Raw genomic sequence first — 14,126 nt, 5'->3', positions numbered from 1 at the left:
CGACAACACCAACACCCACTTGCAATGACGATATCTATCTTTATTTATAATGCCTAATTAGATACCTTTAAGGTATTTAATTGATTATACAGCTTATAAATAGATTGTTCGGCATCAATAATTTTTTTATTAACTATTTTTAATAGTTTTTCCGAAGGTTTTTCTGTTATTTGCGTTGCAGAACTTACTTGCTCCGCTAAATTTTTAAGAGATTCCTGTATTTCTACAAAAGACTTTTTAAATTGTTCTTTAATAGTAATAGATGATTCTTCAAGCTCTTTAATTTTTAAGCATAGATTTTCTAATAAATGATCTATTTTAGTTTGCATTAAGGTCAATTTTTGCTTTTGTTTTTCACTAAGATAGCTTAAAGTTTCTTGCATTTTTGCCTGTATACGTACTTTTGTAGTACGTTCAAGTTCTGAAGCTAAACCGATTTTACTCATTAAAAATATTATCCATTTGTGAACGTCAAAATGATACCATTTTGCACCGTTACGATAATCTGAAGGAAAAGCATGATGGTAATTATGCCAATTTTCACCGAGTAAGAATAATGCCATCCACCAAATATCTCCAGCAGTGCCTTTATAATATTTTTTACTACCGGCAAAGTGGCATAAAGAATTAACACAGAATGTTGCTTGCTGCTGTAGGAATCTACCGAGTCCCATAAATAAAAATCCTGCATATGCCGATTGTATAGTACCGCCGACTAAGTAACCGATAAATAAAGGTACGACAATATTCATAAAAGCTGCTATTTGCCAATAATATTTTAGCTGCCATCTTAATAAATTATTTTTCCCGTGCTTAGCCCAAGTAATGCGATCAATAGACTTATGGCTACCGCTTCCGACTAGCATCCATCCTATATGAGACCACATAAAGCCTAAAAATTTATTGTCAAATTTTAATGGAGTATGCGGATCTTGATCTTCATCCGTATATCTATGATGCTTATAATGATTCGATGCCCAAGATAAAGCCGGTCCTTGTAATGTTCCTGCAGACAGCATAATTAAGACAAACTCGGCATATTTATTTATTTTATAAGCATTATGAGACCACAACCTATGTAAACCGATCCCAACGGTAATAGTATTAATATAATAGCTAGCAATTATAAAAATAACTTCAGTTAGTCCTATCCCATAATCAAACGAATATTTAACTACAAGAGATATAATAAAAATAGGATAAAATATTAAAGCAAATAAAGCAGGCTTATTTAGTTTACTTAACATAAAATTTACAGTTTTTAGTTATAAAATATATAAATCGGCAACGAATAAAATCTTATTATATTATTAGTTAGTATACATAAATTATAATTAATAGATATTAACATACTTAATGCATAAATACAAAGAAAATTTTGACAACAAAATTCTAGGTTCTGTGAAGGAGAATTAAATTATTTATATTTTTAGATATTTTTTAGCGAAAATTAATAAGATTTTTGCAGTAATAGTTGTTCCTATTTTAAAAAAATCTTATGATTTACAGCAAAAAATAGCAAAAATAGATTAATTTCTCCTTCACAGAACCTAATCATTATCCTTATTTAAACAATAACCGATAAAACGAACGGTTTTAATAATTAAATTGTCTTTCCCTAAGGCCTCTCTAAATCCTATTTATATGAACATCTATGAGACGTTCATTAAAGGTCTCTTCACTTTCCCATAAATATTTTATTATTTTTTGACGCGAAAATACTTCATTTGGAAACTGAAAAAAAGTCGTAAAATTTTAAACTCAGTAGGACCTAGACGAATATTCAGTCCGTCTTTGTATACTTTTTCAGTATTTAAATCAATATTTATATTCTTAAATTTAATAATATTATCTTGTAAAACTGACTTGGAACGTCTCAATAAGCTCTTTAAAGTACCTACTATTTGCTCAGATAAGAAGGGCTTATAAAAAAATAGCACGTTATCGTCTTATTTCTGTTAAATTTAATTATTTGTTTGATAATAAATATTATAGGCGTTTTAGAAAATTTATTAATTTTTCTAACGTTATTTATTGTTATTAAAGGATTTTCTTGTAATTCTGCACTAATAATCATGATAGCAAGCGGCTGACTAAAAAAATAAGTTAATGCTTTTTCTAGAAATTAAAACTTCAGGTAATAGCTTATCAAACACTGAATTAATCCCCATTAATATTTAGTAAATAATTAAAAACTTTTGTAATAATTTTCTAATTTATTAGGGTTTATAGCAAACTTTTTATAATAAAGAAACAAAGAAATAATAATTTTTAAAGATAATACTTGAATTTAATAGTTTTAGTTGCTATAAATAGCTTTATTTTAAAGTTTGTTTGTTGGAGATTCTTATATATCATGAGCTTTTATGAATCAGTTTTTATTATACGCCAAGACGTATCATTAAACGATATAGATAAAATCGTTAATGATTTTGCTAAAATTATTAAAGATAATAATGGCACTATCATAAAAAAAGAATATTGGGGGTTAAGAACTTTAGCTTACAAAATCGGTAATAACAAAAAAGGACATTATTATTTTTTAGGTCTAGATATTACTGGTAATGTAAAAGAAGAACTAGAAAGAAAAATGAAGCTTAACGAAAATATCATTAGATTTCTTACAATTAAAGCAGATTCAATTAGTAGTGAACCTTCACCGATATTAAAAAATCAGAGTACAGAGAATACTCCGGTAATTGACGTAACGATTAATAATTAAATTTGTAAGAATTAAGGTTAAAGAATGTTAAAAAGTAATAATGCTAGTGAAACAGCTACTCGCAAGCTAGGAGATAAAACTGCTAAAAAAGTATTTTTTAGAAAACGTAAAGGATGCCCTCTTTCTGTGCCTAATGCACCTGTTATTGATTATAAAAATCCTGAGCTTTTAATAAAATTTGTCTCTGAAGGCGGTAGAATGCTACCAAGCAGGATCACAAATGTTTGTGCAAAGAAACAAAGAAAGCTAAATAATGCTATTAAAATTGCAAGAATTTTAGCATTATTACCTTTTGTATTTCAAGCTAAATAAAGGCATAATACATGGAAATTATATTAATAAAACCCGTAAGAAAATTAGGTAAAATTGGCGACATACTCAAAGTAGCAGACGGGTTTGGTCGTAATTATCTTTTACCGCAAAAATTAGCTATTAGAGCTACTGAGCCTAATAAAGAGCTAATAGTTAAACAAAAACACGAATTTGAAGCAAAAGATAAGCAAATAAGAGAAGAAGTAGAAAAAATCAATGCTCTTATTAAAGATCAAAAATTAGTTTTTATCCGTCAAACATCAGATGACGGTAAACTTTTTGGTTCGGTTACTAATAAAGAGATAGCCGATAAATTATCTGAAAATGTATCTTATAATATCTCTCATTCAAATATTATTCTTGATAAACAAATTAAATCTACCGGAATTTATACAGTTGAAATAAGACTCCATGCGGAGCTTAATGCTATAGTTACGGTTATTGTTGCAAGATCAGAATCAGAAGCACAAGATTATTTACGCGAACAAAAGACTGAAACTTCAGAAGATTTAGCTGAGTCAGCATAAATTTTTCTTTATCATCTAATTGTGTGGTTTTTTGTCATTTCTGCAAGGCATTGACCAGTTCTTCCGTCATTGCGAGGGAATTGCATAGCAATTGACGAAGCAATCTTAGGAAGAATTCCTGAGATTGCCACGCTCACTAACGTTCGCTCGCAATGACGACTCGGTATCCATGCAACAATGCCTTATGAGCGACTGAAAGGAGCGAGGCAATAAAAAAATGCTATAAATTAGCATTTTAAACTGAATTGCTTCGTCGAAACTTGCAGTTTCTTCTCGCAATGACGAAAAAATATGAGACATATAACAAAGCATTTCTGCAGAAATGACATTGTCAAACTTACAATACTAACATTTTTCAACCATGCTATATGAAAAATTTGAGTATAATATCAATAATCTAATAGGTAATTTTGGCTTATCTAAAATATCGATTGCAGTATCCGGTGGGAGCGATTCGGTAGCACTTCTTTATCTTGCTAATATTTGGGCAGAAAAAAATAATATAGAATTATTTGTTATATCGGTTGATCATAACTTACGGGAACAGTCGAAGCAAGAGACCCATTATATCCAAAATATCAGTAATAGTCTAAATCGCAAGCATTATAGTTTATCTTTTGACCATCAAAATAATTTTTCCAATTTACAAGAAAGAACAAGAGAAGGACGCTATGATTTGATGACAAATCTATGTCTAGAACTCGATATATTAGTACTTTTAACTGCTCACCATGAGGATGATTACGTAGAAAATTTTTGTTTAAGATTAGAGCGTAATAGCGGTATATTTGGACTTAGTAGCAGTAATATCAATTGGTATAATAATATACAAATAATTAGACCGCTATATAATATTCCAAAAAGTGAATTAGTAGAATATTTAGTCAGTCATAATATAAAATGGTTTGAAGATGAGTCAAATTCATCCGATAAATATAGACGAAATGTTATTAGGCAAAAATTAGCTAAAGGCGAATATTATATTAGACATCTTTCCAAACCAGCTTATAGAGAGGAATTTAAAGGAGACACGGAACGCAGCACCGCAGCGTACACAAGCGTACGTGGGGAGGCATTGTTGCGTGGACCGGTAAAACCCACTGTGTCAAGCCACGGGGTGACACAGTGGGTTTTACCGGTCCACGCAACAATGCCACGTGAGGATTCGAGTCTAGGCTCGACGTATAAATTACCTCTAGAAGTAGAGTTTGGAAAGATGTCTAAAGCCGAGATAATCTTACAACAACTCAAAACCAACAAGCTTATAGAAGATAAGTTTAAGCCGGAGTTAATATTAGCAATAGCTGAAGCGGTCAAGATTTTTGAATATGGCTTTGCTTTTCTTGATTTAGTAAAATTTGATAAATTTTTAAATGAGGTGAAAGTACAAATAATTAATTTTTTACTGATAATGATTAGTGGACAATCTAGAGCAGCTCGTTTTTATTCGGTAGAACCTATTTTAAAATTAATTACTCAAGAGGTAAACTTTAAGAATACCCTTCATGGCTGTGTAATTAAGCGTATACAAAACGAGTTACTTATATATAGAGAATTCGGCAAAAAATTACCTGAGAGTAAAATATTACTAGATAAATCCGTTATTTGGGATAATAGATTTTGCATCACAAGAAATCAAGAAACTCCAAATTGTTTTGTAACTCATCTATCGTTAGAAGATTATAAAATAATAAAGAAACAATTAGATTTAGAACCTTTGAAAAATCTATCCTGCAAAAACCACAATGCAATTTTATTTACCTTACCTATCATTAAAATACTTGAAAAAGTTATAGCAATACCACATATATCATATTATGATAACGACATGTGGAACTTTGAAGTATCTTTTGCTCCAAATTTTGTATCTCGTTTCACCCATTTTTGCTAACACCGGTATTTAAGAGGTTATCTGTAAATAAATTTTAACTACTAATTAAAATTTATTTACAGATAACCTCTTATACCGATAAAAATTTTTATTAGGTTTTATATCGATGAATAATCAAGGTAGAAGTATTTTAGCTTGGGCAGCACTTTTTGTTTTTGTAATATTACTTTTTAATATTTTCCAATCTGACGGTTTACTTGGCGGAAGAAATAATATAACTTTCTCGGATTTTTTAACACGAGTTGATGAAAATACCGTTAATTCGGTAAAAATTCAAGGTAGAGTAATTGAAGGCACTTCAAATGACGGCTCTACTTTTAACACTTATGCTCCTGATTATCCTGATTTAGTAAATCGTCTTACTAGCAATGACGTTAATATTGAAGTAGTGCCTCTTGAAACAAGAATGAATACCTTTTTAGGCTTTTTAATTTCTTGGTTTCCTATGCTTTTATTGATAGGTGTTTGGGTTTTTTTCATGCGTCAAATGCATGGAGGCGGGAAAGCCATGGGGTTTGGAAAATCTAAAGCTAGGTTACTATCAGATAAAGGACCAAAAATTACCTTTAAAGATGTAGCAGGTATCGATGAAGCAAAAGAAGAATTAACTGAAATAGTAGATTTTTTAAGAGATCCAAGCAAGTTCCAAAAACTTGGCGGTAAAATACCGAAAGGCTGCTTACTTATAGGTCCTCCTGGAACCGGTAAGACACTTCTTGCTAAAGCAATTGCAGGTGAGGCTAATGTTCCGTTTTTTAACATATCCGGCTCTGATTTTGTTGAAATGTTTGTAGGTGTCGGTGCAAGCCGTGTGCGTAACATGTTTGAACAGGGTAAACGTAATGCTCCTTGTATTATCTTTATCGATGAAATTGATGCGGTAGGTCGCCATAGAGGTATCGGTATGGGCGGCGGCAATGATGAACGTGAGCAAACCTTAAACCAAATGTTAGTCGAAATGGACGGATTTGAAGCAAACGAGGGAGTTGTGATCATTGCAGCTACAAACCGTCCTGATGTTCTTGATCGTGCATTACTACGTCCCGGTAGGTTTGATCGTCAAATTGCCGTTGCAAACCCCGATATAAACGGTCGTGAGCAAATTCTAAAAGTACATTTAAAGAAAATTAAATATAATAGTACGGTACTAGCACGAATTATTGCTAGAGGTACTCCGGGCTTTTCCGGTGCCGAACTTGCTAATTTAGTTAATGAAGCTGCTCTTATTGCTGCAAGGCTTGGTAAGAAAGAAGTAGATATGCATGATATGGAAGAGGCAAAAGATAAGGTGCTGATGGGAGTTGCACGTCGCTCTATTGCAATATCGGAGAAAGAAAAAAGTTTGACTGCATATCATGAAGGAGGACATGCATTGGTTGGGCTTTATTGTCCTGCAGCATCGCCTATTCATAAGGCTACGATTATACCGCGTGGTAATGCTCTTGGGATGGTGCAAAGACTTCCTGAAACTGATGAATATTCTCAGAATCGTGAACAGATGGAATCATCTATAGCAGTTTATATGGCAGGAAGAGTAGCGGAGGAAATTATTTTCGGTAGAAATAAAGTTACCTCAGGCGCTTCGTCGGATATAAAAGGTGCAACTAATATTGCAAGAGCGATGGTTACAAAAGCAGGTTTAAGCGATTTAATAGGACCGATATTTCACGGTTCAAGTGGTGACGATATGTATGGTAGACAACCTAATAATGAAACCTCGGAAGCTACTGCAGAGTTAATCGATGCCGAAGTTAAAAGAATTATTACACAAGGATATGAATTTGCAAAAGATATTTTAACAAAACATATAGATCAACTTCATACCTTAGCAAATGCTTTAATTGAATATGAGACATTGTCCGGTCAGCAAATTAAAAATTTACTTAGCGGTAGAGCTTTAGATTCAGAAGAGGAAAATAAATTTCCTTTTAATGATTCATCTACTATAAAAATAGATAAAGAAAAATCACCTGAGAAAACAAAAACAACTAAAGCTAAAAAAGAGAGTACTTAAATGGCAGAGTTAAGATTACCGCCAAATTCAGTAGTAAAAAAAGGTAGAGAGCATAAAGAAAACGAGGAAATGCTAAAACCTCGTAAGATAAAGATTTATAGATATGATCCTGACCTCGACGAGAATCCTACTATCGATAGTTTTGAGATAGATTTAAGTAAAACCGGACCAATGGTTTTAGATGCTTTAATTAAAATCAAAAATGAAATCGATTCGACTCTAACATTTAGACGTTCTTGTCGAGAAGGAATTTGCGGTAGCTGTGCAATGAATATTGACGGTACAAATACTTTAGCATGCATAAAACCAATAGAAGATATATCAGGTGATATCAAAATCTATCCGCTTCCTCATATGAAAGTAGTGAAAGATTTAGTACCTGATATGTCGCATTTTTATGCACAATACGAATCTATAGAACCTTGGCTCAAAACCGATAGTCCTACTCCTTCAAACTCTGAAAGGTTACAGTCGATTAAAGACCGAGAAAAGCTTGATGGTTTATATGAGTGTATATTATGTGCTTGCTGCTCTACTTCCTGTCCTAGCTATTGGTGGAACGGTGATAAATATTTAGGTCCTACGATTTTACTACAAGCATATAGATGGATTGCCGATTCAAGGGATGATCATAACGGTGAACGTCTTGAAGCTTTAGAAGACCCGTTTAAGCTTTACCGTTGTCATACGATTATGAACTGTACTAAAACCTGTCCTAAAGGCTTAAATCCTGCTAAGGCTATAGGTAAAATAAAAAGTTTAATTGCAGAACGTCATGGTGTGTGATTCTTGGCGTTGTTGCATGGATCTAAAAATGCGTTCGGTGTCATACCGTGGCTTGACCACGGTATCAAGAAAAACAACTTAAAATGCTAAAATTTTAGTATTTTTAACTGGATCCCGCGATCGAGTCGCGGGATGATACCGGAAAAACTGATCCACGCAACAAAGCTGTGATTCTTAATTAATTATTTTTAAAAATGATAAAATAATGAAAAAAGCAATTATTTTCTGTTGGCTATTTCTTAGTTCGATATCTTGTACTTTTGCCGTTGATTGTAATAATGCCCTGACACAAGGTGATATGCATTATTGTGCCGATGAAGAATATAAGAAAGTTGATAAGGAACTAAATCAAATATACCAAGAAATATTAAAACATATTTCAGACAAACAAGAACAAGTTAATTTACTTAAAAAATCTCAAAACTTATGGATTAAGTACCGAGAAGCTGAGTGCAAATTTCAAAGCTTTGGGGTTTATGGCGGTTCTGTATATCCAATGATACTGCTTATGTGTTTTACAAAAAAAACGAAGAGCGTATCAAAGAATTTGAAGTCATGCTGAAATGTGAAGAAGGCGACTTAAGTTGTCCATTTATAATCAAGACTCAGAACCTAGATTAATTCATAATTTGTAATACTTTAAATAATGTTCCCATTTGTTTCGGTGATATTAGTCTTTCTACCTGTCTTTCTATTATTTGTGCTTGCTCAGGCATCTTTCCAAACTCTACTTCTAGAGGTAATTTATACGTCGATCCGATACTCGCATCCTCACGTACTAAAGTGTACGCTGCGGTGCTGCGTTTCGTGTCTCCTTTAAATTCCTCTCTATAAGCGAATTTGGAAAGATGCCTATCATTAAGCTTGTCTTGCAATGTTTGTTTGCGTAATAAGATTCCGTTTTCTATTAAAAAATCTCGTTGCGATATTGTATCTATTACGTTTATTTTACTATTTTTAGCTACTGTTTTTAATGTATAAAAATCCACATGTGCCGATAAATCGGCCTCTCCAAGATTCTCAAGGATGGGACAATATTTATGATTTTTGACCGCTTGTAATGTTGGATTATATTGATATCTAGTTCTACCATTCGGAGCTATATCATAACCGTAATCTATTGTTAAGCAACTGCCGCTCTGTGTTTTTAGATGTTCAGCTATAAATTTTATAATTTCTATAGATTTATAAGATTTTTCAAGCACTGCTCCGTCTTTTGCTTCAATATGAGTTCTTAGTAAATATTCTTGTAATGGTTTATTAATGCTTATTTTGTCGTATTTAATTCTCCCGTCTACCGGTTGCACCACAAATATTCTTTCATACCATAATTCCTTGACTTTAACATATTGCTTTATCGGCATAGCATCAAAGAATTCATTAGCTATTATTATAGTAGGTTTTTTGGGTATATCTTCTATAAATGATAGGTGTTTAATCGGTAAATCAATATCTTGTAAATTAGCCTTTTGATGAACAATAAAATTTTGATTAATTTCTATTAGTTCAATTGATAAAGCTTTATAAAATTCCGGTACTAATTTTGCAGTACGTAGTAAATCACGCATTAATAGACCTCGACCTGGACCAAGCTCAACCAAACTAAGACTTTTTGGGCAACCGATTCTTTGCCACTCTTTGATACACCATAAGCCGATAATTTCACCGAATAGCTGCGAAATTTCAGGAGCCGTAACAAAATCACCTTCGCTAGCCAAAGATTTTACTTGCTTATAATAGGAATTAGGATTTGATTGTAATACTTGCTGCATGAGAACATCGCAAGTAATATAACCGTTTTGATCAATTAATTGTCTTATTTTGGATTCGATTGACATATTAAATAACTTCCTAAAAGTAACATAGGTACAGATAAGATTTGTCCCATAGTTAAGCTATCTAAAATAAACCCGATTTGTATGTCTGGTTCTCTAAATATTTCAACAGCGATTCGGAAAAGAGCGTAAAATGTTAAAAATAGTCCTGAGTTTAAACCGCACTTTTTAAGAGTTTTGTGCTTAAATGTTGCATATGCTAGGATAAAAAATAATACTAAACCTTCAAAAAAAGCTTCATATAACTGACTAGGATGTCTTGGCATCAAATCACTATTCGGAAAAATCATACCAAAAGAAGAATTCGTAATACGTCCGTATAGTTCGCTGTTAATAAAATTAGCGATTCTACCTAAAAATAATCCGATAGGTACTACAGGGGCTATTATATCCGTGAGACTTAAAAAATTAATTTTATATTTTCGGCAAAACAAATAAGCAGCAATAATCACCCCTAAAGCTCCGCCATGGAAAGACATACCGCCTTCATAAGTTTTTAAGATATCTATTGGATTTGAAAAATATCTAGAAGGGTTATATAATAAAACAAACCCTAGTCTGCCTCCGACTATTATGCCTATAACGGCATAAGTAATGAAATCTTCTAGATTTTTTTTGGTAATTTGAGGCTTAAATTTTTCTATAATTTTGTTTGCATAGAACCAGCCTAGCAAAATTCCTACTACATATGAAAGAGAATACCAAGAGACAGCAAGTGGACCTATAGAGAAAATAATTGGATTGATATTAGGAAATGTCATAGATAAATAAGTTATTTAATTCATTTAATGTCTGAGTTACGGAAAATTACGTAAATAATTGACGAGGCAATCCAGTTTTTTATTATTTTTATGGGTTGCCGCAGCTGCTTCGTGGCTTCGCAATGACAGTATCTATATTTGGTTAGCAATACCAAATTCTTTTGAGTTAAAATTATTGATAAAAATAAAATTTTTAGTAATAATAAAAAAGATTTATATTTTATAATAATAATGATAGGTAAAATATGCAATATTTAATGGATCTATATCATACCTCAAGTACTGAGTTAGTATTATTGTTTGTTATGTTAGTATCTCTTATACCGGTGATATTTCTAATTAAAAGATTAATTTTTATTCCTGTAAAAAATTATTTAACTAGACATCATTATGATGATTATGAAAGGATACTAAAAAAATATCCTATATTTCGTTATTTATTACACACTTTATTAGCAATTTACTTTGTATGTTGGGGAAATATTTTCCATCCTACTTCTTTTAAAGCACATGTATTACTAGGAATCAAAGATACTATAGTAATCTTATATACTAGTATATCCGTGACGATGTTATTATTAATGCTTATAGATGCTTTTGCAGATCTGTATCACAATAGGATCAAAGCCGTTACAAAAAATGCACCGCTTAGCTTATATTTTCAAATATTAAAAATTATTGTCATAGTTATTGCAGTAATGGTAACTATTTCATATATATTAAATATTTCACTTAGTACATTCTTAACAAGCTTAGGTGCAGCCGCAGCTCTTTTAACATTTGTTTTCAAAGATACCGTTTTAGGATTACTTGCAAGCTTGCAACTAACTACTCAAGAAATTATTAATATTGGAGACTGGGTACGTATAGGCGAAATTGAAGGAACAGTTGAAAAAATTACTATTTCTGTAGTAACAATTAGGAATTTTGACCAATCTATTTCTACAGTTCCTACTTACAGCATTTTAAATTCTAACGTAACTAATTATAGAGGAATTAGTGAATCAGGAGCAAGAAGGGTAAAGAGAGTATTTAATATTAATATGGCAACTATTAACTTCTGTGATGCTACTATTTTAAAAGAACTAAAAAAATCTCCTTATATATCAAAGGATGTAATAGATAAAATCACTCTTGATAAAGAAGAGAAAGATTTAACTAATATTAAACTATTCAAATTATATATTCAGGAATATCTAAAAAATAATCCGGCAGTTTATACCGAAGGGTTTACTTTTCTAGTAAGACAGCTTGAACCTACGATTAATGGGTTGCCTATAGAAATATATCTCTTCGTTAAAGAAGTGAATTTAGTAGGTTATGAAAATATACAGGATAATATTTCTGAACATTTAATTTCTATACTTCCTGAATTTAAATTAAAAATATTTCAGAATGTGGGAGTGGTATAATATATCCGAAGTAAAATGAAAAGTAGTAAAAATAAATTAAATTTGTATCCAAGATGAAGGGCGACTTCCATCTTGGATATTCACTACTTTTGAAAGAAAAGAAGTATATATACTACTTGATTATTTTCTCTAAATGCTTTAAAACTTAAAGCTTTAAAAATATGAAAATTTAAGACCTAGGAATGAATAATAATATAATTAATTTAATAGCCGCTATTATACTGTCTTTAAGTATAATCTTCGGTTGGCAGTATTTTGTTGTAAAACCTGAACAAAAAAAACAGCAACAGCAAATAGCAGTGCAGAAAGCAGAAAATTTAAAGAAACAACAGTTAAAAGCTTTAGTAGAACCTGCAACTGATATTGTTGTTCAAGAAGAAAGTCAAGTACAGCGTATTAAAATAGAATCTGAATCACTCACCGGTTCTATTTCATTAAAAGGACTTAGATTTGACGATTTAATATTAAAGAAATATAAACAAGATTTATCTAAAAATAGTCCTGAAGTGAGATTATTTTCACCGGCTAATACAGAAAATGCATATTTTGCTGAAATTGGTTTAGTTAGTAATTTATCTAGTGTAAAACTCCCTAACAACGATACTATATGGAATAGTGATAGTGAAATATTAAGCCCTAAAAAACCCGTTAATTTATTTTGGGTTAATGAAGACGGAGTTAAATTTTTAGTTACTATTACTGTCGATGAAAACTATTTATTTACTATAGAGCAAACCATAGTTAATAATAGTGATAAAGAACTTCCTGTCCAATCTTACGGTTTAATAAACCGTAAATATATCGCCGTAGAGAAAGCGGTAAATATATTACATCAAGGACCTATCGGGTGTATAGACGAGAATCTTAAAGAATATTCATATGATGATATTAAAGATAAAAAAAGCGAAAAATTTGCTGCAGGTAAGGTCGATTGGATAGGAATTACTGATAAATATTGGTTATCTTCCTTGATTCCGGATAAATCAAGTAATTACAGCTCGAATTTTAATTATGCTCTTAAGCAAGGGGCTGAAAGATATCAGGTAGATTTTATTTCACCGGTACAAATAATAAAGCCCGGTGAAAATTTTTCCATTAAAAGCAGAATTTTTGCTGGAGCAAAAAAAGTAGATTTGCTTGATAAATATGAAAAGCAATATGATATCAAATTATTTGATAGAGCTATTGATTTCGGCTGGTTTTATATAATTACCAAACCGGTTTTCTACGCCATGAATTTTTTCTATGGCTATGTCGGTAATTTCGGTGTTAGTATATTAATTGTTACGGTTATAATTAAGCTATTAATGTTTACTTTAGCCAATAAGTCTTATCGTTCGATGAAAAAAATGAAAAATTTACAGCCGGAAATCGATAGGATAAAAAATTTATACAGTGATGATAAGGCACGTTTAAATCAAGAAATTATGGCTTTATATAAAAAAGAAAAAGTAAATCCGGTAGCGGGTTGTTTACCTATACTTGTTCAAATTCCGGTATTTTTCTCCATCTATAAAGTATTGTATGTAACTATTGAAATGCGGCAAGCACCGTTTTACGGCTGGATTAAAGACTTATCTGCACCTGACCCTACTACTATTTTTAATTTATTCGGCTTATTACCGTTCTTGCCGCCGTCATTTTTAATGATTGGAGCATGGCCTATTTTAATGGCTATTACTATGTTCTTACAGCAAAAAATGAGTCCTGAACCTGCGGATCCGATGCAAGCTCAAGTAATGAAATTTATGCCGCTAATTTTTTTATTTATGTTTAGTAGTTTTCCTGTGGGACTTTTAATATATTGGTCTTGGAATAATATTCTATCCATAATTCAACAATATTATATTAATAAATTTAATTAAT

Annotated in this window: 13 protein-coding genes; 9 read left to right on the top strand and 4 right to left on the bottom strand. The window is 31.5% G+C overall.

Features of this window, described 5'->3' with window-relative positions:
* Positions 1 to 53: 53 nt before the first annotated feature.
* Both REIP_RS06740 and REIP_RS12790 read right to left on the bottom strand, forming a co-directional pair.
* On the bottom strand, positions 54 to 1,247 hold the full coding sequence (locus tag REIP_RS06740) for a fatty acid desaturase (protein WP_045804127.1): 1,194 nt from the start codon (positions 1,245 to 1,247) through the stop codon (positions 54 to 56).
* A gap of 382 nt (positions 1,248 to 1,629) precedes the next feature.
* Positions 1,630 to 1,701 carry a hypothetical protein gene (locus tag REIP_RS12790; protein WP_231569347.1) on the bottom strand — a complete coding sequence of 24 codons (72 nt, stop codon included), beginning with the start codon at positions 1,699 to 1,701 and terminating at the stop codon, positions 1,630 to 1,632.
* A 655-nt stretch (positions 1,702 to 2,356) separates the two neighbouring features.
* On the opposite strand from REIP_RS12790, the gene rpsF reads away from it, so the two are divergent.
* From rpsF to REIP_RS06700, 7 genes are all read left to right on the top strand, one after another.
* Positions 2,357 to 2,722 (top strand): 30S ribosomal protein S6, encoded by a 366-nt coding sequence (gene rpsF / locus REIP_RS06730; protein WP_023507377.1) that lies wholly within the window; start codon positions 2,357 to 2,359, stop codon positions 2,720 to 2,722.
* Positions 2,723 to 2,746: 24 nt separating this feature from the next.
* Positions 2,747 to 3,034 (top strand): 30S ribosomal protein S18, encoded by a 288-nt coding sequence (gene rpsR, locus REIP_RS06725; RefSeq protein WP_045804126.1) that lies wholly within the window; start codon positions 2,747 to 2,749, stop codon positions 3,032 to 3,034.
* Between the two features lie 11 nt (positions 3,035 to 3,045).
* Complete coding sequence (gene rplI, locus REIP_RS06720; RefSeq protein WP_023507375.1) at positions 3,046 to 3,561, top strand: 50S ribosomal protein L9; 516 nt, start codon at positions 3,046 to 3,048, stop codon at positions 3,559 to 3,561.
* Between the two features lie 361 nt (positions 3,562 to 3,922).
* Positions 3,923 to 5,452 (top strand): tRNA lysidine(34) synthetase TilS, encoded by a 1,530-nt coding sequence (gene tilS, locus REIP_RS06715; protein ID WP_045804125.1) that lies wholly within the window; start codon positions 3,923 to 3,925, stop codon positions 5,450 to 5,452.
* 106 nt (positions 5,453 to 5,558) lie between these two features.
* Positions 5,559 to 7,466 (top strand): ATP-dependent zinc metalloprotease FtsH, encoded by a 1,908-nt coding sequence (ftsH, locus tag REIP_RS06710; RefSeq protein ID WP_045804124.1) that lies wholly within the window; start codon positions 5,559 to 5,561, stop codon positions 7,464 to 7,466.
* The gene (locus REIP_RS06705) at positions 7,467 to 8,252 is read left to right on the top strand and encodes a succinate dehydrogenase iron-sulfur subunit (protein WP_023507372.1); all 786 of its coding nucleotides are present in this window, start codon (positions 7,467 to 7,469) and stop codon (positions 8,250 to 8,252) included. It abuts the gene before it with no gap.
* Positions 8,253 to 8,457: 205 nt separating this feature from the next.
* Positions 8,458 to 8,814, top strand: a complete 357-nt coding sequence (locus REIP_RS06700) for a lysozyme inhibitor LprI family protein (RefSeq protein WP_231569288.1) — start codon at positions 8,458 to 8,460, stop codon at positions 8,812 to 8,814.
* Positions 8,815 to 8,869: 55 nt separating this feature from the next.
* Here REIP_RS06700 and REIP_RS06695 read toward each other — a convergent pair whose 3' ends face one another.
* Complete coding sequence (locus REIP_RS06695; RefSeq protein ID WP_045804123.1) at positions 8,870 to 10,090, bottom strand: class I SAM-dependent methyltransferase; 1,221 nt, start codon at positions 10,088 to 10,090, stop codon at positions 8,870 to 8,872.
* Complete coding sequence (gene lgt, locus REIP_RS06690) at positions 10,069 to 10,848, bottom strand: prolipoprotein diacylglyceryl transferase (protein ID WP_045804122.1); 780 nt, start codon at positions 10,846 to 10,848, stop codon at positions 10,069 to 10,071. The genes REIP_RS06695 and lgt overlap by 22 nt, the downstream gene beginning before the upstream one ends.
* A gap of 245 nt (positions 10,849 to 11,093) precedes the next feature.
* On the opposite strand from lgt, the gene REIP_RS06685 reads away from it, so the two are divergent.
* Positions 11,094 to 12,260 carry a mechanosensitive ion channel domain-containing protein gene (locus REIP_RS06685; RefSeq protein WP_045804121.1) on the top strand — a complete coding sequence of 389 codons (1,167 nt, stop codon included), beginning with the start codon at positions 11,094 to 11,096 and terminating at the stop codon, positions 12,258 to 12,260.
* A 182-nt stretch (positions 12,261 to 12,442) separates the two neighbouring features.
* The gene (yidC, locus tag REIP_RS06680) at positions 12,443 to 14,125 is read left to right on the top strand and encodes a membrane protein insertase YidC (RefSeq protein ID WP_045804120.1); all 1,683 of its coding nucleotides are present in this window, start codon (positions 12,443 to 12,445) and stop codon (positions 14,123 to 14,125) included.
* The last annotated feature ends 1 nt before the right edge of the window (position 14,126 follow it).

It is taken from the genome of Rickettsia endosymbiont of Ixodes pacificus (assembly GCF_000965155.1).
Taxonomy (GTDB): Bacteria; Pseudomonadota; Alphaproteobacteria; order Rickettsiales; family Rickettsiaceae; genus Rickettsia; species Rickettsia tamurae.
Note: the sequence above shows the minus strand (reverse complement) of the source record. Positions and strands in the feature narration are given on the sequence as shown.